General features: G+C 73.2%; 22 protein-coding genes and 1 pseudogene. 8 read left to right on the top strand and 15 right to left on the bottom strand.

The features are described from left to right. The first annotated feature begins 89 nt into the window (after window positions 1-89). A complete protein-coding gene (locus U6N30_RS05215) occupies window positions 90-359 on the top strand; it encodes a hypothetical protein (protein ID WP_324276416.1) in 270 nt (89 codons plus the stop codon). 448 nt (window positions 360-807) lie between these two features. On the opposite strand, the gene U6N30_RS05210 is transcribed toward U6N30_RS05215, so the two are convergent. The 8 genes from U6N30_RS05210 to U6N30_RS05175 are packed head-to-tail and all read right to left on the bottom strand — an operon-like array spanning window position 808 to window position 5,803. Further along, entirely contained in the window at window positions 808-1,881 is a 1,074-nt protein-coding gene (locus U6N30_RS05210; RefSeq protein ID WP_324276415.1) for a hypothetical protein, read from the bottom strand. Next, window positions 1,878-2,570: an SCO family protein gene (locus U6N30_RS05205; RefSeq protein WP_324276414.1), complete on the bottom strand. Its 693-nt coding sequence runs from the start codon at window positions 2,568-2,570 to the stop codon at window positions 1,878-1,880. The genes U6N30_RS05210 and U6N30_RS05205 overlap by 4 nt, the downstream gene beginning before the upstream one ends. Continuing rightward, on the bottom strand, window positions 2,567-3,331 hold the full coding sequence (locus U6N30_RS05200; protein WP_324276413.1) for a YcnI family protein: 765 nt from the start codon (window positions 3,329-3,331) through the stop codon (window positions 2,567-2,569). Before U6N30_RS05200 ends, U6N30_RS05205 begins: the two co-directional genes overlap by 4 nt. A gap of 40 nt (window positions 3,332-3,371) precedes the next feature. Next, complete coding sequence (locus tag U6N30_RS05195; protein ID WP_324276412.1) at window positions 3,372-4,139, bottom strand: FixH family protein; 768 nt, start codon at window positions 4,137-4,139, stop codon at window positions 3,372-3,374. Then, window positions 4,133-4,744 (bottom strand): hypothetical protein, encoded by a 612-nt coding sequence (locus U6N30_RS05190; RefSeq protein WP_324276411.1) that lies wholly within the window; start codon window positions 4,742-4,744, stop codon window positions 4,133-4,135. The genes U6N30_RS05195 and U6N30_RS05190 overlap by 7 nt, the downstream gene beginning before the upstream one ends. After that, window positions 4,723-5,166 carry a copper resistance CopC family protein gene (locus U6N30_RS05185; RefSeq protein WP_324276410.1) on the bottom strand — a complete coding sequence of 148 codons (444 nt, stop codon included), beginning with the start codon at window positions 5,164-5,166 and terminating at the stop codon, window positions 4,723-4,725. The genes U6N30_RS05190 and U6N30_RS05185 overlap by 22 nt, the downstream gene beginning before the upstream one ends. Further along, entirely contained in the window at window positions 5,163-5,525 is a 363-nt protein-coding gene (locus tag U6N30_RS05180; protein ID WP_324276409.1) for a hypothetical protein, read from the bottom strand. Before U6N30_RS05180 ends, U6N30_RS05185 begins: the two co-directional genes overlap by 4 nt. Next, on the bottom strand, window positions 5,480-5,803 hold the full coding sequence (locus U6N30_RS05175; protein ID WP_479690575.1) for a zf-HC2 domain-containing protein: 324 nt from the start codon (window positions 5,801-5,803) through the stop codon (window positions 5,480-5,482). Before U6N30_RS05175 ends, U6N30_RS05180 begins: the two co-directional genes overlap by 46 nt. A gap of 95 nt (window positions 5,804-5,898) precedes the next feature. Between U6N30_RS05175 and U6N30_RS05170 the strand changes: the two genes are divergently transcribed. The 6 genes and pseudogenes from U6N30_RS05170 to U6N30_RS05140 all read left to right on the top strand — a co-directional run bounded on the left by U6N30_RS05170 (window position 5,899) and on the right by U6N30_RS05140 (window position 10,877). Next, the gene (locus U6N30_RS05170; protein WP_324276407.1) at window positions 5,899-6,462 is read left to right on the top strand and encodes a sigma-70 family RNA polymerase sigma factor; all 564 of its coding nucleotides are present in this window, start codon (window positions 5,899-5,901) and stop codon (window positions 6,460-6,462) included. Window positions 6,463-6,568: 106 nt separating this feature from the next. Further along, complete coding sequence (locus U6N30_RS05165) at window positions 6,569-7,186, top strand: DUF47 domain-containing protein (RefSeq protein ID WP_324276406.1); 618 nt, start codon at window positions 6,569-6,571, stop codon at window positions 7,184-7,186. 32 nt (window positions 7,187-7,218) lie between these two features. Continuing rightward, window positions 7,219-8,219, top strand: a pseudogene (locus U6N30_RS33355) (inorganic phosphate transporter). Window positions 8,220-8,222: 3 nt separating this feature from the next. Next, window positions 8,223-9,242: an MFS transporter gene (locus U6N30_RS05150; protein ID WP_324276403.1), complete on the top strand. Its 1,020-nt coding sequence runs from the start codon at window positions 8,223-8,225 to the stop codon at window positions 9,240-9,242. Next, window positions 9,239-9,634 carry an MFS transporter gene (locus U6N30_RS05145; protein ID WP_324276402.1) on the top strand — a complete coding sequence of 132 codons (396 nt, stop codon included), beginning with the start codon at window positions 9,239-9,241 and terminating at the stop codon, window positions 9,632-9,634. The genes U6N30_RS05150 and U6N30_RS05145 overlap by 4 nt, the downstream gene beginning before the upstream one ends. A 238-nt stretch (window positions 9,635-9,872) precedes the next feature. Continuing rightward, window positions 9,873-10,877 (top strand): sulfite exporter TauE/SafE family protein, encoded by a 1,005-nt coding sequence (locus U6N30_RS05140; RefSeq protein WP_324276401.1) that lies wholly within the window; start codon window positions 9,873-9,875, stop codon window positions 10,875-10,877. 93 nt (window positions 10,878-10,970) lie between these two features. Here U6N30_RS05140 and U6N30_RS05135 read toward each other — a convergent pair whose 3' ends face one another. The 7 genes from U6N30_RS05135 to U6N30_RS35270 form a co-directional block, all read right to left on the bottom strand. Beyond that, window positions 10,971-11,390: a hypothetical protein gene (locus U6N30_RS05135; protein ID WP_324276400.1), complete on the bottom strand. Its 420-nt coding sequence runs from the start codon at window positions 11,388-11,390 to the stop codon at window positions 10,971-10,973. Beyond that, a complete protein-coding gene (locus tag U6N30_RS05130) occupies window positions 11,324-11,551 on the bottom strand; it encodes a hypothetical protein (protein WP_324276399.1) in 228 nt (75 codons plus the stop codon). Before U6N30_RS05130 ends, U6N30_RS05135 begins: the two co-directional genes overlap by 67 nt. Then, window positions 11,548-11,949, bottom strand: a complete 402-nt coding sequence (locus U6N30_RS05125) for an NAD-dependent epimerase/dehydratase family protein (RefSeq protein WP_324278174.1) — start codon at window positions 11,947-11,949, stop codon at window positions 11,548-11,550. The genes U6N30_RS05130 and U6N30_RS05125 overlap by 4 nt, the downstream gene beginning before the upstream one ends. A 142-nt stretch (window positions 11,950-12,091) precedes the next feature. Next, window positions 12,092-12,556, bottom strand: coding sequence for a DUF5994 family protein (locus tag U6N30_RS05120; protein ID WP_324276398.1), 465 nt, complete (start codon window positions 12,554-12,556; stop codon window positions 12,092-12,094). Window positions 12,557-12,885: 329 nt separating this feature from the next. Next, window positions 12,886-14,034: an EF-Tu/IF-2/RF-3 family GTPase gene (locus U6N30_RS35280; protein WP_479690613.1), complete on the bottom strand. Its 1,149-nt coding sequence runs from the start codon at window positions 14,032-14,034 to the stop codon at window positions 12,886-12,888. Beyond that, entirely contained in the window at window positions 14,016-14,636 is a 621-nt protein-coding gene (locus U6N30_RS35275) for a GTP-binding protein (protein WP_479690612.1), read from the bottom strand. Before U6N30_RS35275 ends, U6N30_RS35280 begins: the two co-directional genes overlap by 19 nt. After that, entirely contained in the window at window positions 14,636-14,788 is a 153-nt protein-coding gene (locus U6N30_RS35270; RefSeq protein ID WP_479690574.1) for a GTP-binding protein, read from the bottom strand. Before U6N30_RS35270 ends, U6N30_RS35275 begins: the two co-directional genes overlap by 1 nt. A 592-nt stretch (window positions 14,789-15,380) precedes the next feature. Between U6N30_RS35270 and U6N30_RS33350 the strand changes: the two genes are divergently transcribed. After that, on the top strand, window positions 15,381-18,038 hold the full coding sequence (locus U6N30_RS33350) for an L-dopachrome tautomerase-related protein (RefSeq protein WP_422678032.1): 2,658 nt from the start codon (window positions 15,381-15,383) through the stop codon (window positions 18,036-18,038). Window positions 18,039-18,063: the final 25 nt, after the last annotated feature.

Genomic DNA, 18,063 nt, shown 5'->3' with positions numbered 1-18,063 from the left:
CCCTGACGAGCTCTCCGCGAGATCTGGCCCGCACTGCGGCGCCACGGCGACTCCATTCCCCTGTCCAGGCCGTGATCCTGGCTGCCGGCATGGGCACCCGCCTCGGGCGGTCGACGCCCAAGCCGCTCACCCGGCTCCGCGACGGGCGAACCATCCAGCGGCGACAGCTGGACGCGCTGCGCGAGGCGTTCGGGGCCGGCACGGACATCACCGTCGTCGTCGGCTTCGGCAGCGACCTCGTGATGGCCGCCTCCCCGACGTGCGCTTCGCCTACAACCCGCACTACGCCACCACCAACACCTCGAAGAGCCTCCTGCGTGGGCTGGCCACCAGCCGGGAGGGCGGCGTTCTCTGGATGAACGGCGACGTGGTGTTCGACCCGACCGTCCTGGACCACGTGCTCGGCGCGGTCCGTGCCGACGAGAGCTTCATCTGCGTCGACACCGCGACGGTCGCCGAGGAGGAGATCAAGTACACCCTGGACGACGAGGGGTGCATCCGGGAGCTCTCCAAGACCGTCATCGGTGGGCTCGGCGAGGCCGTGGGCATCAACTACGTCTCCAGCGACGACAAGCCCGCCCTGATCGAGCACCTGGTCGCCTGCGCCGACCAGGACTACTTCGAGCGGGCGATCGAGACGGCCATCCAGTGTGGTGACGTGCGGTTCCGCCCCTGGACATCTCTGCCTTCTCCGCCGTCGAGGTGGACTTCGAGCAGGACCTGGAACGCGCCAATTCGCTGTTCTGGGACGCCCCCGCACTCCGACCCATGGCGGCCGAGGCGGGGTGACCGCCCGGCCGGTCCCGGTCAGCCGACCGGGACCGGCCGGTCCGGCGCGGGCCCGTCGAGCGGGGCGGCCTCGCGGAAGCGGCGCACGGCCGCGATGCCGCCGCCGACGGATCCGGCGCCGAGCGCTACCAGCAGCGCCACGGCCACGCGGGCGGCCACCTGCGGTCCGTCGGTCAGCACGTTCGCCGACCACAGGACGTCGACGTCGGGCAGGCCCTGCACGAGCATCAGCCAGCCCAGCACGACGGCCAGCAGCCCGGTCATCGCTCCCCGGCCGCGGCGGGACGCCCGGAAGCCGAGGCAGGCCACCAGAGCGGCGGTCAGCGCCGGCAGGAGCGCCGAGACGACGGCGCCCGCGTGCGAGGAGATGCTGGCCGGAGGCTCGGGGGTGGCCGCGGCGTGCCAGACCGCCGCCGCCGCACCGACGAGCAGCAGGACACCGAGCGGCCGTGGCGTCCGGGCCAGCAGCCCCGCGACGAGCGGCAGCAGGAGCAGCGCCAGGTGGGCCGGCCACACCAGCCAGGGGGACGGCGGCGGGCTCCAGGTGAGCAGTCCGGTCACCTCCACCGGGGTGTCGCCGTGGACCATCGGCACCGTCCACTCGAAGACGGTGTGCGAGCTGTCCGGGTCGGCGGCGACCGCGGGCGGCAGCACGTCCTCGCTCATCCAGTGCGTCCGGTGGTCGTGCCAGACGTAGTGCGGCTCGGTCGAGACCTGCACCCAGTCGGGCTCGGCCCCGCGCTCGGCGTGATCGGGCAGGTCGACCTGCGCGTACCGGTCGAGGTTGATGTAGGTGGCCGGGCTGTTGGCGTTGCGCCACACGCCGTCCGGCCCGATGCGGAGGTACGGGTCGTCGTCGTAGCCCGGGACGGTCACCTCGGTGCCGGTCTCGTTGACCAGCTCCAGCTCGTCCCCGAACTGCAGGACGCGGACGCTCAGACCGGGGATCTCCGGGGTCGTCGCCAGCACCCGCGCGTCGAAGTCGCTGCCGGCCGCGTCGCCACCCACGTGCGCCGCGGCGGGCCCGGTCACTGCGAGGGCGGCCAGCACGCCGAGCACGACCACCAGGAGCCGCGCCACCGGCCGGGTCACGTGTCCTCCGCGACCCGACGCAGGTCCGCAGCGATGTCCCGGGACGTGTTGCCGGCGTCGAAGGCCACCTGTGCCTCGTCGTCGGCTCCGTACAGCAGCAGCAACGACGAGTGCAGGCGGCCCTGGTCCTCGGCCAGCGGCACGCCGGTGGACAGCTGCGCCTGGTCGATCGTCTCCTGGTCACCGGTCAGCCCGACGAAGTCCACGGGAAGATCGGCGTCGAAGCGGCCGAGGTACTCGCCGAGGACCTCGGGGGTGTCGGTCGCCGGATCGGTGGTGACGAAGACCATCTGCAGGTCCTCGACCAGCGCCGCGTCCAGCCCGCGCAGGGCGACCGCCACGTCGGCCATCGTCGTCGGGCAGATGTCCGGGCACTCCGTGTAGCCGAAGAACAGCAGGGTCGGCCGGCCCGCGGTCTGGGCCCGGAAGTCGAACGGCGCCCCCGTGGTGTCGGTGAGGGTGAACGACGGCCGGCGGTAGGGCTCGGCGAGGTCCAGCCCGGCGAACCGGTCCTCCGGCCCCTCGACCGCGGCGGGGGCCCCCGAGTGGTCGTGACCGCCGTCGGCCCCGTCGTCCGGCGTCCCCTCGGCGCCGCAGCCGGTCAGGACCACGAGCAGGGAGAGGAGCAGGGCGACCAGGGGTGCGACCGCCGGCGTCGGACGCTGGCGGCCGCCGACGGCGGAACTCACGCCGACACGGTACGTCGGTTCGCCCGCCAGCCGAGGACGACGCCGCCGAGGCCGGCGAGCAGGGCCAGGATCGAGAGGAACAGCGCCAGTCCGGCCGGCTCGTTCTCCGCCTCGCCGTGGGCGTGGCCGGCCTCCTCCGCGCCCGGGGTGGCGGTGGCCGCGCCGTCGGCGGTGTCGGCGGGGTCAGCGGCGAGGTCGAGCACCGGGGCGGGGCGCTCGGGCTCCGCACCGTCGACCGACGGCTCGATCCAGGCCGCTTCGCTGCCGTCGCTGTAGAGCTGCACCGCCGGGAACGACAGCTGCTCGGCGTCCGGGAAGGGACCGCCGGAGAGGGCGAACTCCTGGAACTCGCCGGGGGCGATCCCGCTGCCGGCCTCGGCGCGGAACTCGACCACCGAGACGTAGGAGCTGATCTCCTGCCCGTGGTTGTCCAGCGGCTCGTCGAGGTCGGAGGTGGTCAGCGTGGCCGTCCAGCCGGGCACCGGCTGGGTGCGCAGGGAGGCGAGGGCCGCCTCCTCCGGGATCTGGATGCGCAGGCCAATGGTGCTGGCCGTGTCGCTCTCGTTCGGCACCCGGAAGACCAGCTTGCCGTAGCCGCCCGGGGTGGCGTCCTCGCTCGCAACGGTCACGTGCGCCGACGCGGTGCCCGCGACGACGACCGACGCGACGAGCGCCGCCAGGACGGCCGCCAGCAGGACGAGAGGACGGGCGAGGTAGCGGGGCAGGGCTGTGGAACTCGACGGCATGGCATTCGACGACATGGAACTCCTCTGGATCGGGGTGGGAAGTCGCTGGTAGGAGTCAGCGGACGGGGAAATCGGTGCGGGCGGTGGTGGCGGTGAACTCGTCGAGGCGGACGCTGACGGCGAGCGTCCAGGTGCCGGCTCCGGGGATGGCCATCCCGTCGCTCACGTAGTGGCCGGGCCCCGCGGCCGCCAGCTCGACGTCGATCGGGCCGATGTCCTGCGTCGGCTCGGTCAGGCTCACCGTGATCCCGGCCGGCTGGGTGAGCCGGCCGGTGTCGTCGAAGAGGTAGACGTGCAGCGTGTTGGCGCCCGGGCGCGCCGGGTCGACGGACAGCTGGACGCTGCCGGACGGACCGCTCGCGCCCTGGAGGGGCAGCAGGACGTCGACCGGCTGGGCGACGGCGGAGCGGGCGGGCGGGGTGCCGACGAGGACGGCGGTGAGCGCGAGGACGACGGCGGCGACCGCGACCTCCACGAGCACCGACCGGCGCAGGGCCGGCACGTGCTCGGTCGCTGCCTCCGACTGCAACCGGCCGCGCAGCCCCGCGGCACGCGCGGTCTCGTCGGCGGCGGTGGGATCGAGGGCCCCGGGAGGGCCGGAGGCGCCAGCGGCGAAGGCGTGCGCCGTCAGCGTGCGGCGTCCGCCCGGCCGGGGGCGACGCACACCGAGACGCTGCTGGACCCAGACCCGGGAGACCCCGGCCGCCGCGAGGATCACCAGGACGAGCCCGATCTTGGCGACGAGCACCCAGCCGTAGGTGGTGGCGAACAGGGCCGTCGGCGACTCCACCTCGCGCACGGCCTGGACCGTGCCGGTCACCACCAGCGCGGCGACGGCGCCGAACGCGATCCGCGACCAGGGGTGAGCACCCCGGCCAGGTCCGTCGCCGGGGTACCCGGCCGCAGCACCACCACCAGCAGCGCGGCCAGACCGCCCAGCCAGACGGCCATCGCCGCCCCGTGCACCGCCGCCACGGGCACGGCGAGGCCGGGCCACGGTCCGGCGACCGGGTGCCCGATGGCCGCGGTGCTCACCACGACCCCGACCGCCAGCGCGCCGGCTGCCACGGTGCGCGCGACCGTCGGCGGCGAGCCCGCGCGCCAGACGGGCCGGAGGACCAGCGCCAGGCCCACGGCGAAGAATGCCCGGGCGAGCAGCGTCCAGCCGGCCACGGAGGACGCGGTGGCCGACAGGAGTGACCGGTCGAGGACCGACCCGAGCCCGGTGGCCGCCGCGTAGGGCCCCTGCAGCAGGAAGGTCAGGAGGGCCGAGACCGCGACGGCGCCCGCACCCCACGTGGCCAGCCGCCGCAGGCGCGACGATCCCCAGCCACCGGGCCAGCAGAGCAGGGCCAGCACCGGGACGCCCACCGCGAGGGCCAGACCCGCGAAGCCCAGCCAGCGGCTCACCGGGAGCGCGGCGGCCACGACCGGGTCGGTGGTGTCCTCCCCGCTCCTCCGGCGGCCGACACCAGCTCCCCGTCGCCGACGACGAAGGAGTACGCCCCGGAGATGGGGTGCGAGTCGGCCGACACGACCCGGTAGGTGACGAGGTACCCGTCGTCGGGCAGGTCCGCCCGGAGCGGGATGGTCAGCACCCGGCCGTCCACGGCTGCGGCGCCGGTGTCCACCCGCTCGCCGTCGGCGCCCAGGACCCGGGCGTACCCGGCGCCCAGCGACACGCCCTCGCTGAATTCCAGCGTCACCTCGGAGGGAACGGCGTCCAGGCGCGCTCCCTCACCCGGATCGGTGGAGACCAGGGTGGCGTGCGCGGCCGCCGGGGCGGCCGTGGCCACGCTCCCGAGCCAGACGGCGACGAGAGCGACGAGCAGGAACCAGGAACGCCTCACGCGGGCACCCGCCGGCCGGCGAAGGCGCCGACGGCACGGCGGCGCCGCGCCCGCCAGGCCACGGAGCACACCAGGACCGTCCCGGCCAGCAGCAGGTGGGCGACCGCCCGCTCGGCGTGCACGTGCCCGGCCGCGAGGTCGACCAGGGTCACCGGCAGGAGCAGCGCGGCGAAGGACCCGAGGAACGGCAGTGCGCCCGCGGCCAGTCGCGGTCCCGCCGCGACCGCCAGGAACGCGGCCGCCAGCGCCAGGTTCCACGCCCCCGTCTCCCGCGCCATGTGCACAGGTGCGCTCATGGCGCCTGCCCCCGTCGTCAGCACCGGCCAGGCGAGGACCGCCTGGGCGACCCCGACGGCCACGAGCGCCAGGCGCAGTGCGGAGTCCGCGAGACCGGCACGGGCGGCGGCGGCCGCCCCGGCAGCTCGCGGGGCAGGGCGCCGAGCACCGCCGCGGTGAGGTCGGGCACCGCGGGCGCGGACGCCAGCCGCGCGCGGCGGGTCACGCGCGCTGCCTCGCCCGCCCACTCCGCGCAGCCGGCGCAGGCGGCGAGGTGGTCGTCGAGCACGGGGACGGGCATCTCGAGGTCCTCCCCGTCGAGACGCGCGGAGACTGCCTCGCGGAACTGAGCACACGGCATGGTTCATTAGTCGTCGGCGGAACCCCTACGGTTCCCGACCGGGTGACATTTCTCCGGCGGACATCGGCGACGGCGACACGGGACGAAGACGGGGCATGGACGAGCTGGAGCGCACCGCGGTCGACGCCGCCGCCGGCGACCCGCTGGCCGCCGCGGCGCTCGTGCGGGCCACCCAGTCCGACGTCTGGCGGCTGTGCGCCGCCCTCGGCGACGGGCAGAGCGCCGACGACCTCACCCAGGAGACCTACCTGCGGGCCTTCGGCTCGCTCCACCGGTTCCAGCACCGCTCCTCGGTGCGGACCTGGCTGCTCTCCATCGCCCGCCGGGTCTGTGCCGACGCCGTCCGCTCGCGCCGTCGCCGTCGGCTCACGCTGGTCCGGGACGACGCGGATCTGGAGACGCTCGCCCGCGCGCCCGGGAGCGACCCGGTGGCCGACGGCGTGGCGGTTGGCGACCTGCTCCACCGCCTCGACCGGGACCGCCGCGAAGCGTTCGTGCTCACCCAGCTGCTGGGCCTGTCCTACGCCGAGGCCGCGGACGTGGCCGGCTGCCCCGTCGGAACCATCCGTTCCCGGGTCGCGCGGGCGCGCGCCGACCTCGTCGACTCGCTCGGCAACGTGCACGCGGACGACGCCGACGGCGACGCGGCTCACGCCTGAGACGTTCGCCCCCGCCCGGCCCCGGACCGCCGCCTATGCTGCCGGACGGCCGTGCGCCGTCCCGTGGACGACGCCGTCCGCTTCCCTCCCGATTCGGAGCCGACGCGTGCCCTTCAGTCTCACCCCCAAGGACTCGAGCTTCTACCCGCTGTTCACCGCCTCGGCGGAGAACCTGGTGGCGGCGACGGACGTCCTGAGCGAGTTCATCCACGACCACGCTCGCCGGGCCGAGCTCGCCGACCGGCTGCGCGACCTCGAGCACACGGGTGACCAGTCGACGCACGCGATCTTCCGGCAGCTCAACACCAGCTTCGTCACCCCGTTCGACCGGGAGGACATCTACCGGCTCGCCAGCAACCTGGACGACGTCATGGACTTCGTCGAGGCCGCCGCCGACCTGGTCGTCCTGACCGGCCTGGGCACCCTGCCGGCCGAGATGAGCCAGCAGGTCGCGCTGCTCCAGCGCGCAGCACAGACGACGGCCGAGGCCATGCCGCGGCTGCGGTCGCTGAAGGGCCTCTCCGACTACTGGATCGAGGTCAACAGCATCGAGAACGAGGCGGACAAGCTCTACCGCCGACTGCTGTCGCGGCTGTACAGCGGCGAGTTCGACGCGCTGGAGATCCTCAAGCTCAAGGAGGTCGCCGACCAGTTGGAGGAGGCGGCCGACGCGTTCGAGCACGTCGCCAACGTGGTCGAGACCATCAGCGTCAAGGAGTCCTGACCCCTTGGACCACTGCTGATGGATGTCTGCTGATGGATCCGGCCTTCATCGGTCTGGTCGTCATCGTCCTGGTCGCGCTGGCGTTCGACTACACCAACGGCTTCCACGACGCCGCCAACGCGATCGCGGTCGCGGTCTCCACCAAGGCGCTCACCCCACGGGTGGCGCTCGCGCTGGCGGCGGTGATGAACCTGGTCGGGGCGCTGATCTCGACCGAGGTCGCCAAGACGGTCGGCGCGGGGATCATCGACCCACCCGAGGGCAACAACGGGCTCGAGATCGTGTTCGCGGCCCTCATCGGGGCGATCACCTGGAACATGATCACCTGGTGGTACGGCATCCCGTCGTCGTCCTCCCACGCCCTGATCGGCGGCCTGGTGGGCGCGGCGCTGGCCGCGGCGCACTCGGTTCAGTGGATGGGGTCTTCGAGAAGGTCATCGTCCCGATGATCGTCTCGCCCCTCGTCGGCTTCGGCCTCGGTTACCTGTTCATGCTGGTCCTGCTCTGGACGTTCCGGCGGGCGCACATCAGCAAGGCCAACCGCAACTTCCGGTACGCGCAGATCGTCAGCTCGGCGACCATGGCCCTGGGCCACGGCATGCAGGACGCGCAGAAGACGATGGGCATCATCACGCTGGCCCTGTTCACCGCCGGGGAGATCGACACCTTCGAGGTGCCCTTCTGGGTCGTGCTGGCCGCCGCCTTCGCGATCAGCGCCGGCACCTACGCCGGTGGCTTCCGCATCATGAGGACCATGGGCCGGCGGATCATCCAGCTGACGCCGACCGGCGGGTTCGCCGCGCAGACGGTGGCGTCGAGCGTCATGGTCACCACCGCCACCGTGTTCGCCGTCCCGGTGTCGACGACGCACATCACGACCACCTCGATCATGGGCGTGGGATCGACGCGGCGGCTGTCGGCCGTACGCTGGGGCGTGGCCGGCAACATCGTCGTCGCCTGGGTGGTCACCCTGCCCGCGGCCGCCGCGGTCGCCGCGGTCGCGTTCTTCCTCACCGACCTCGCCGTCGGCTGACCCATGACCGGGGGCCGGAGCGGGGCGCCGATCGCCCTGGGCACGGCCCCCGGCCGCTGGGTGGTGGTCGTCACCGTCCTGGCCTCGGGCATGGCCTTCCTCGACGCCACCGCGGTCCAGGTCGCGCTGCCGGCCATCGGGGCCGAGTTCGACGCCTCGCTGTCCGGGCTGCAGTGGACGGTCACCGGCTACACGCTGACCCTGGCGGCGCTGATCCTGCTCGGCGGCTCCCTGGGCGACCGCTACGGACGACGCCGCGTCTTCCTGGTCGGCGTCGTGTGGTTCGCCATCGCCTCCCTGATCTGCGGACTGGCACAGAGCACCGGTCAGCTGGTGGCCGCACGGGCGCTGCAGGGCATCGGCGGGGCGCTGCTCACCCCGGGGAGCCTGGCGCTCATCCAGTCGTCGTTCCGGCCCGGTGACCGGGCGCGGGCCATCGGCCTGTGGTCGGCGCTCAGCGGTATCGCGGGGCTGATCGGCCCCTTCCTCGGCGGCGTGCTCGTCGACTCGGTGAGCTGGCGCCTGGTCTTCCTGATCAACGTGCCCGTCGCCGTCCTGATCGTCCTCGTGGCCGGCCGGCACGTGCCCGAGAGCCGCGACCCCGGGCACCACGGGCGGTTCGACTACCCCGGAGCGACCCTGGGCGCCCTCGCCCTGGGCGGGCTGACGTACGCCCTCATCGCCGCCGGCGAGGACCCGGCGCGGCCCGACGTCCTGACCTCGGCCGCCGTGGGGATCGCCACGGGTGTCGCCTTCGTCGTCCGCGAGCGGTGGGCCGCCGAACCGATGCTGCCGCCACGGCTGTTCCGCGACCGCCAGTTCACCGGCGCCAACCTGGCCACCCTGGCCGTGTACGGCGCGCTGGGCGGCAGCGGCCTCTTCCTCGTGCTGCAGCTGCAGACCGTGCTCGGCTACGAGGCGACCGGCGCCGGAGCGGCGATGCTGCCCTCGATCGCGCTCATCACGCTGCTCGCCCCCGGTTCGGCGCCTTGGCGCAGCGGATCGGGCCCCGGTGGCCGATGACGGCCGGGCCGCTGATCGTCGCCGTCGGCACGCTCCTGCTCGCCGGCGTCGACGGCAGCGGCCCCTACGTGATCGAGGTGCTGCCGGGGTCGCTCCTGCAGGGGCTGGGCATGGCGGTGGTGGTCGCTCCCTTGACCGCCACCGTTCTCGCCGCCGCGCCGGACGCCCTGACCGGCATCGCCAGCGGGGTCAACAACGCGGTGGCGCGGGCCGCGCAGCTCCTCGCCGTCGCCGCGTTGCCGGTCGCCGTCGGTCTCGGCGGCGCCGACTACGCCGATCCGGGCGCCTTCACCGACGGCTACCGCCTGGCGATGCTCGCCTGCGCGGCGCTCTTCGCGCTCGGGGGCGCGCTGTCCTGGGCGACGATCCGCAACGACGTCCTCAGATCCTGACGTCGATCGGGTGAGAAGCCCTTGACATGTAAGTTCATCAACCTGGTAGACATACGGCCGTGAACAGGCCGACTTCGCTGCTCCTCGTGAGCCGATGCCACGTCGACCTGCTGCGCGTCTGTGCCGCCGCCTGTCCGGGCCGCCCTCCTCGCCGCGCCACCACGGCGCGCCTCATCCCTTCCACCGCCGGGCGCCACCCGATCGCTGCCCGCGGACCTGTGAGACTCGGAGACACCCGGTGAAGACCCTCGTCCTACTGGCCCTCGTCGGCCTGGGCGCCCAACTGGTGGACGGCAGCCTCGGCATGGCCTACGGCGTCACGTCGACCACCCTGCTGCTGGCCATCGGCACCAACCCGGCCCTGGCCTCGGCCACCATCCACCTCGCCGAGATCGGCACGACGCTCGCGTCCGGGGTCGCGCACTGGAAGTTCGGCAACGTCGACTGGAAGGTCGTCGCGAAGATCGGCGTGCCGGGCGCGCTCGGCGCCTTCGCCGGGGCGACGTTCCTCTCCTCCCTCTCCACCGAGCTCGCCGCCCCCGTGATGTCCCTGATCCTGCTCACCCTGGGCGCCTACATCCTGGTGCGCTTCACCCTGCGCGGGATCGACCGGCGCAACCTCGGCAAGCCGATGCGCTCGCGCTTCCTCGGCCCGCTGGGGCTGGTCGCCGGGTTCGTCGACGCCACCGGCGGCGGCGGGTGGGGTCCGGTCGGCACGCCGGCCATCCTCGCCAGCGGCCGCATGGAGCCGCGCAAGGTGATCGGCTCGATCGACACCTCGGAGTTCCTCGTCGCGCTGGCCGCGAGCCTCGGGTTCCTCGTGGCGCTCGGCTCGCAGGGCATCAACTTCTCCTGGGTCGCCGTCCTCCTCGTCGGTGGCCTCATCGCGGCACCGATCGCCGCCTGGCTGGTGCGGCACATCCCGCCGCGGCTCCTCGGCTCGCTCGTCGGCGGCATGATCCTGCTCACCAACGCCCGCACCCTGCTCAGGAGTGACTGGATCGACGCCGCGGACGGCACCCGTTCCCTCGTCTACGCGGCGCTCTGCCTGATCTGGGCGGCGGCAGTCGCGTGGTCGGTGCTCGAGTACCGCAAGGACCGGGCCGCGGAGTCCGCCGACGCCGTGGCTGCCGAGGCGGCCCGCAACGCGGAGGCGGCCGAGCGCAACGTCGTCGCGGACCTCCGGGACGAGGCCGTCGTCGGAACGCAGGCCCCCGGCCGGCCCAGCGCCCCGACCGCCTGACCCTCCCAGCGTGATCAGGTTCCCTGATCGTTCGAGGTCCTCCCTCGCGGTCGACCGTGCGGGAGGACCCTTGATGATCAGGGACCCTGATCATCAAGGGCCCAGGAGCGTGGCCTCCAGATCAGCGGGGAGCCCGGGCCGGGGCAGGCCGTTCGGGGAGTCGAACGGCCGCCGGTCGGTCTGCTGCCACGCCCAGGTGTCCCGGACCGTCTCGACCAGGGGACGGACGGGCAGCCCCAGTTCCCGCGCCCGGCTCGTGTCGACGTCCCACGCGGTGCGCGCGTCCGCGGCCGGCAGCCACAGGGGCAGGTGGATCCACGGCTCGACCCCGGCAGCGAGCAGGTCCTCCTCCGGCACCGGCACCCACTCGGCATCGCCGCCGGTGACCTCGCGGCAGGTCCCGAGCAGTTCCCCGAGCGTCGTCATGCCCGTCGGCCCCGTGGCGTTCACCGCCCCCGAGCGGCCCTGCTCCGCCATCTCGACCAGCCAGCCGGCCAGGTCACGGGCGTCCACGACGGCGATCGGCTGGTCCACCCCTCCGCCGGGACGACGACCCGCCCGCCGCGGGCGATCCGGTCCAGCCACCAGCCGAGCCGGTACACGTAGTCGTACGGGCCGAGGATCAGCCCGGCGCGCACGGTCAGGAAGTCCTCGCCGACCGCCGCACCGATCACCCGCTCCGCGAAGGCCTTGTTCGGCCCGTACTCGTCGTCGTCGGACTCCCACGTCGGCTCGTCGTCCTCGGGGCCGAGGGGCCGGGTGGCCAGCTGCGGTAGGCGTTGAGGCTGCTCACGAAGGCGTAGCCGTGCGCGCCACCGAGGGCAGCGGCGGCGTTGCGGGCCGCGGCCCGGGTCCGGCACGACGTGTCGACGACGAGCTCGGGCGACCATCCGCGCAGCGCCACCGGCAGGGCGCCGGGGTCGTCCCGGTCGCCGTGCAGCGCGTGGGCACCGGTGGGTGGCTCGCCCGAGAGGCCGCGGGTGAAGGTGGCGACGTCGTGCCCGCGCTCGAGGGCCGCCGTCGCCACGTGCCGGCCGAGGAAGCGGGTGCCACCGAGCACGAGGAGCCGCATCACCGCAGTCCAGCCGACCCGCTCCCCGCCGTCCAGCCGGTTCGCGGCGGGCGTAAGCGCGGTGACAGCGGCGGTCCGGGCGTCCTACCTCGCCGTTCTGGGTCCTACCTCGGCGTCGACCGTGAGGTAGGACCCGGAACGATCAGGTCACCTGATCGTTCCGGGGGTGCGGCGCTTCACACCGCGCGGCGGTACTCCGGGACCTGAGGAAGCGGGGTGGAACGTGCGGCGGCCAGCACCATCTGCGGCGAGCGCGGCAGGCCGCGGCGCGTGCAGAGCCGGAGCGCACGGGCGCCGGTGAGGACGTCGGTCTCCGGCGGCACGACCAGCAGGTCTGCGCGACGGGTGCCCCGGCCCAGGTCAGGCAGACGACGCCGGCGTCCATGCTCCGGAACCCGCCGGTGCGCACGATGCGGCCCTGCACCTCCACCTTGCGCGCCACCGGCGACCAGGCATCGAGTGCGTAGGTGAACCGCTCGACCCGCAGGCCGCGCCGGTCCAGCTCGGCGATCAGCTCGGGCAGCTCGACGGCGAGATCGCGGCCCCGCGGGAACCAGGCCCCGTCGAAGGCCGACGCCCCGTCACCGGCGTTGTCCCGCAGACTCACCCGGACATCTATCCCGCCCCGGAACCCTGCATCCGGAACCGTTCGGGTGATCGTCGCCATCAGCGCTCGGCCGCCTCTCGTCGCTCGCCGTGGATCCGCGGCACACGAACCCATCGGCAACGTACGTCCAGGTCAGGGCGTGTCCCGGTCAGGCGGAGACGGGCGGGTCGGCGCCCTCCGGCCCGTCGTCACGACCCGTGCGCGCCCGGCCACACGAGCGCGGCGGGCCCCGATGAACCACCCCCGACGGCACTCTGCCGCTGAGTGCAGATGCACTCAGCGGCAGAGCGTCGCGCCGACACCGGGCGGGGCATCCCGGGACGGGTGGCTCAGGTGGGCTTGGGCTTGCGGTTCTTGGCCTTGCCGCGCTCGGTCTGGTCCAGCACCACCTTGCGGATGCGCACGGTGGCCGGGGTGACCTCGACGCACTCGTCCTCGGCGCAGAACTCCAGCGCCTGCTCCAGGTTCAGGATGCGCGGCGGGATCAGCCGCTCCAGCTCCTCGGAGGTGGACTTGCGCATGTTGGTGAGCTTCTTCTCCTTGGTGATGTTCACGTCCATGTCGTCCGGACGGGAGTTCTCACCGACGATCATGCCCTCGTACACCTCGGTCCCGGGCTGCACCATCATCGAGCCGCGCTCCTGGAGCGAGAACATCGAGTACGTCGTCGCCACGCCCTGGCGGTCGGCGACCAGTGAGCCGGTCGGCCGGGCGCGCATGTCGCCCAGCCACGGCTCGTAACCCTCGAGGTTGTGGTTGAGGACGCCGGTGCCGCGGGTCTCGGTCAGGAACTCGGTGCGGAACCCGATCAGGCCACGGGACGGGACGATGTACTCCATCCGCGCCCAGCCGGTGTCGTGGTGCACCAGGTTCTCCAGACGGGCCCGCCGGACGGCCAGGGCCTGGGTCAGGGTGCCCACGTACTCGCCGGGGACGTCGATGGTGACCCGCTCGACCGGCTCGTGCAGCTTGCCGTCGACTTCCTTGGTCACCACGGTCGGGCGGCCCACGGTGAGCTCGAACTCCTCGCGGCGCAGCTGCTCGACCAGGATCGCCAGCGCCAGCTCGCCGCGGCCCTGCATCTCCCAGGTGTCGGGACGGTCGGTGGGCAGCATGCGCACCGACACGTTGCCGACCAGCTCCTGGTCGAGGCGGTTCTTGATCAGGCGGGCGGTGAGCTTCTTGCCCGACTTGCCGGCCAGCGGCGCCGTGTTGATGCCGATGGTGATCGAGATCGACGGCTCGTCGACGGTGAGCGGCGGCAGCGGGCGCGGGTCGTTCGGGTCGGCGAGGGTGTCGCCGATCATGATGTCCTCGATGCCGGCTATGGCGACGAGCTCACCCGGACCGGCACTGTCGGCCGGAGTCCGGGTCAGGCCCTCGGTCACGAGCAGCTCGGTGATCTTGACGTTCTTGATCGTGCCGTCGACCTTGCACCAGGCGACCTGCTGGCCGTTCTTCATCGTGCCGGAGTGGATGCGCAGCAGGGCCAGGCGTCCGAGGTAGGGCGAGGCGTCGAGGTTGGTGACCTGCGCGCGCAGCGCTCCTCGGCGTCGTAGACCGGCGCCGGGATCGTGTCGAGCAGCGTCTTCACCAGCGGCCCGAGGTCGGGGCTGTCGGGCGAGGTGCCGTTCTCCGGGCGCGTCAGCGAGGCCTGCCCGGTCTTGCCGTTGCTGTAGACGATCGGGAAGTCGAGGTTGCGATCAACGGCATCAGCGTCCATACCGTTGTCGTCCAGCAGCTCCATGAACAGCTCGTAGGTCTCGTCGACGACCTCGGCGATGCGGGCGTCGGAACGGTCGGTCTTGTTGACCACGAGGATGACCGGCAGCTTCTTCGCCAGCGCCTTGCGCAGCACGAAGCGGGTCTGCGGGAGCGGGCCCTCGGAGGAGTCGACGAGCAGGACGACGCCGTCGACCATCGACAGGCCGCGCTCGACCTCGCCACCGAAGTCGGCGTGACCGGGGGTGTCGACGATGTTGACGACGACGGGGTTGCCGTTCTCGTCGGCGAGGTGGATTGCGGTGTTCTTGGCGAGGATGGTGATCCCGCGCTCGCGCTCGAGGTCCATCGAGTCCATCACGCGGTCCTGCGTGGAGTCGTTGTCCGTCCCTCGCCCTTGGCGCGCCCGAGGGCACCGGCCTGGCGGAGGAGGGCGTCGACCAGGGTGGTCTTGCCGTGGTCGACGTGGGCGATGATCGCCACGTTGCGCAGGTCGTCGCGGGTGGGCATGCGGAAGGGCACCTCAGGGGGATTCGGGGACGCCGCTGCGTCGGCGCGCGGCATCTCGTGTAACGGCCGCCGGCCCGGCGACCTTCCCATGGTAGTCGCTCAGCCGGCGCGGTCCCCGCCTGCGCGGTATCTGCCACCAGGAACGTCACCCCTGCGGTCGACAGGGTGACCAGACTCACGGCCAGCCAGGCCGGCATCCCGAGGCCGATCGCCAGCACGTGGGCCAGGACGAAGGCGCCGACGTAGAGAGCAGCGAGCGCCACCGCGGTCGCTGCGCCCCGCCGCCGCAGCCACAGGACGCCGGCGGCCAGGCCGGCGGCGGCGAAGACGGCACCGCCCAGCGCCCGGATCCCGGTGCCCTGCGCGATACCGAAGCCGGCGGCCAGTCCGATGGCCACGAGGACGGCGGAGGGGAACCGGGTGCGGACGAGCGTGGCTGTCGACATGCCGACCAGTCTCCTCGTCGACGGACCGGGCCACCGGGGCGGTCCGGCGGATCGGTTGCACCGCGCACCGCCGGGTAGGAGCCGATCGATCGTGCTCCGGTCGAGAGCCCGGCCGGCGCACGACGGGATTCGAAAGGAGCTCCCGCGTGCCTCTGTCCTACGAGACCCTGCCCGGTGACATCGACCACCTGATCGCCGACGACCACGCGATCGTCGAGCGCCAGTTCCAGCACCTGGAGGCCGGCCGCGGCAACCGCCGCGTCCTCGTCGACCAGATCTCCCTCGAGCTCGCGCTGCACGCCTTCGCCGAGGAGACCGTCCTCTACCCGATCTGGACCGAGATCGGGATGACCGACGAGCACGACGACGCCGAGCACGAGCACCAGGAGATCAAGGAGCTGCTGGTCACGCTGGGCCGCACGGAGCCGCGCGAAGCCGAGTTCGAGCAGGCGCTGACGGAGCTCATCCGGGTCGTCCGCCACCACGTCCACGACGAGGAGGACGAGGAGCTGCCCGAGTTCCGGCAGAAGGCCGGACCGGCGCGGATGGCGCAGCTGGGCAAGGAGTTCCTCGCCGCCAAGCGCCAGGCGCCGACCCGGCCGCACCCGCACGCGCCGGACGAGGGGCTCGCCGAGCGGATCGCCGGCTGGCTGGCCAAGCCGCTGGACCAGGTGCGCGACCTGCTGTCCGGGAAGCAGAAGGAGGCGGCCACGGACGCGTCCGGGCTGCTCGACCCGCAGGCGCAGGCCATCGTCGACGCCCACTCCTCGCTGGGCCCGCTGCCGTTCGAGATCCTCACGCCCGAGCAGGCCCGCAAGCAGCCCGGCCCGAGGGCCGCGGTCGAGAAGGTCATGGCCGAGCGCGGCATCGAGGGGCCCGAACCGGTCGGCTCGGTGGAGGACGTCGAGATCCCCGATGGCGCCGGCGGCGTCCAGCGGCTGCGCGTCTACACGCCGGCCGGCGCCGGCACGGCTCCGCTGCCGGTGATCGTGTGGATCCACGGCGGCGGCTGGGTGCTGTTCGACATCGACGACCACTACGACGCGTCGTGCCGGGGCCTGACCAACAAGACCGGCGCGATCGTCGTCACCCCGGACTACCGACGGGCGCCCGAGGCGGTGTTCCCGGCGTCCCACGACGACGTGCTGACCGCGTACCACTACGTGCTCCAGAACGCCGCGTCGTTCGGCGGGGACGCCTCGCGGGTGGCGATCGGCGGCGAGTCGGTCGGCGGCACCATGGCCGCCGCCACCTGCCTCCAGCTGGCGGCCAACGGCCAGCCGGTCCCGGCGGCCCAGGTGTGCGTGTATCCCCTGACGACGGGCGAGCAGTTCGGCGAGTCGATGGCCGACGCCGCCGACGGCCGGCCGCTCAACCGGGCGCTGCTGAGCTGGATGGCGATGCACGCCTTGGAGGAAGCCGGACGCCGCCGAGGACCCGCGGATCGACCTGCTCGGCTGGACGACGGAGCAGCGGGCGAGCATGCCTCCCACGCTGGTCATCACCGACGAGCGCGACGTGCTGCGCAGCCAGGGCCAGCAGTTCGCGCAGGATCTCGAGGCGGCGGGGGTGCCCACCACGCACGAGTACCACGCGGGCGTCATGCACGAGTTCTTCGGCGCCGCTGCGGTGCTGGACAAGGCGGAGCAGGCGCAGCAGCAGGCCGCCGACCACTTCACCCGCGCCTTCGGGACGGTGCGGGCATGACCGACCTGGCGCGCGAGGAGCCGATCGGCGAGCTCGAACTCGTGCACTCCTTCACCGGCCCCATGCCGACCGGCGTGAGCGTGTCGCACACCGGCCGGGTGTTCGTGAACTTCCCGCAGTGGGGCGACGACCCGCCGGCCACCGTGGTGGAGCTCCGCGACGGGAAGGAGGTGCCGTTCCCCGACGAGGCGTGGAACTCGCCCTCGGGCAAGGACGACGCCGGTTCCTTCGTCTCGGTGCAGAGCATCGTCGTCGACCCCGCGGACCGGCTGTGGGTGCTCGACACGGGCAGCCCGCTGTTCGAGCCGACCGTGCCGGGCGGGCCGAAGCTGGTGCGGGTCGATCTCGACACCGACTCCGTGGCGCAGGTGATCGCGTTCGACCCGTCGGTCGCCCTGGAGACGACGTACCTCAACGACGTGCGGTTCGACCTGCGGCGCGGCGAGGCCGGGGTCGCCTACATCACCGACTCCTCCGACCAGGGGCCCAACGGCATCATCGTCGTGGACCTGGCGACCGGGGAGGCGTGGCGCCGGTTGCACGACCACCCGTCCACGAAGGCGCTCCAGCCACCCGACCTGCGCATGGTCGTGGAGGGCCGGGAGTTCCTGGAGCGCGACGAGGACGGCGGCACGTCGCCGGTGACGATGGGCGCCGACGGCATCGCCATCTCCTCCGACGGTGCCCGGCTGTTCTACTGCCCGCTGGCCTCACGGCGCTGGTACAGCGTGGCCACCGAGGCCCTGGCCGACCGGTCGGTCAGCGACGACGACGTGGCCGCCACGGTCGTCGACGAAGGTGACAAGGGGTCGGCCGGCGACGGGATGGAGACCGACGACGCCGGCCGGCTGTACGTGACCGACGGCGAGCACGACGCGATCCACCGCCGGCTCCCGGACGGCTCCTGGGAGACCGTGCTGCACGACGACCGGCTGCTGTGGCCGGACACGATGTCCGTGGCGGCGGACGGGAACCTCTACGTGACGGCCAACCAGCTGTACCGGCAGGCCAAGTACCAGGGCGGGGAGGACCTGCGCCGCAAGCCCTACGCCCTGTTCCGCACCCCGATCGACGCCGGCCCGGTCCGGCTGCGCTGAGAAGCCGCCCTACGCGCGAGGGCCC

The organism is Blastococcus brunescens (assembly GCF_035320885.1).
Classification (GTDB): domain Bacteria; phylum Actinomycetota; class Actinomycetes; order Mycobacteriales; family Geodermatophilaceae; genus Blastococcus_B; species Blastococcus_B brunescens.
The sequence above is the reverse complement of the archived record's forward strand: the minus strand, read 5'-3'. Positions and strand labels throughout refer to the sequence as shown.

Coding starts and splice junctions, on each gene's coding strand:
- U6N30_RS05175 (WP_479690575.1), bottom strand. CDS start 5,803: ATGCCGTGTGCTCAGTTCCGCGAGGCAGTCTCCGCGCGTCTCGACGGG.
- U6N30_RS35270 (WP_479690574.1), bottom strand. CDS start 14,788: ATGCCCACCCGCGACGACCTGCGCAACGTGGCGATCATCGCCCACGTC.
- U6N30_RS05145 (WP_324276402.1), top strand. CDS start 9,239: ATGACGGCCGGGCCGCTGATCGTCGCCGTCGGCACGCTCCTGCTCGCC.
- U6N30_RS35275 (WP_479690612.1), bottom strand. CDS start 14,636: ATGGACTCGATGGACCTCGAGCGCGAGCGCGGGATCACCATCCTCGCC.
- U6N30_RS05125 (WP_324278174.1), bottom strand. CDS start 11,949: ATGCGGCTCCTCGTGCTCGGTGGCACCCGCTTCCTCGGCCGGCACGTG.
- U6N30_RS05170 (WP_324276407.1), top strand. CDS start 5,899: ATGGACGAGCTGGAGCGCACCGCGGTCGACGCCGCCGCCGGCGACCCG.
- U6N30_RS05215 (WP_324276416.1), top strand. CDS start 90: ATGGGCACCCGCCTCGGGCGGTCGACGCCCAAGCCGCTCACCCGGCTC.
- U6N30_RS05150 (WP_324276403.1), top strand. CDS start 8,223: ATGACCGGGGGCCGGAGCGGGGCGCCGATCGCCCTGGGCACGGCCCCC.
- U6N30_RS05200 (WP_324276413.1), bottom strand. CDS start 3,331: ATGTCGTCGAATGCCATGCCGTCGAGTTCCACAGCCCTGCCCCGCTAC.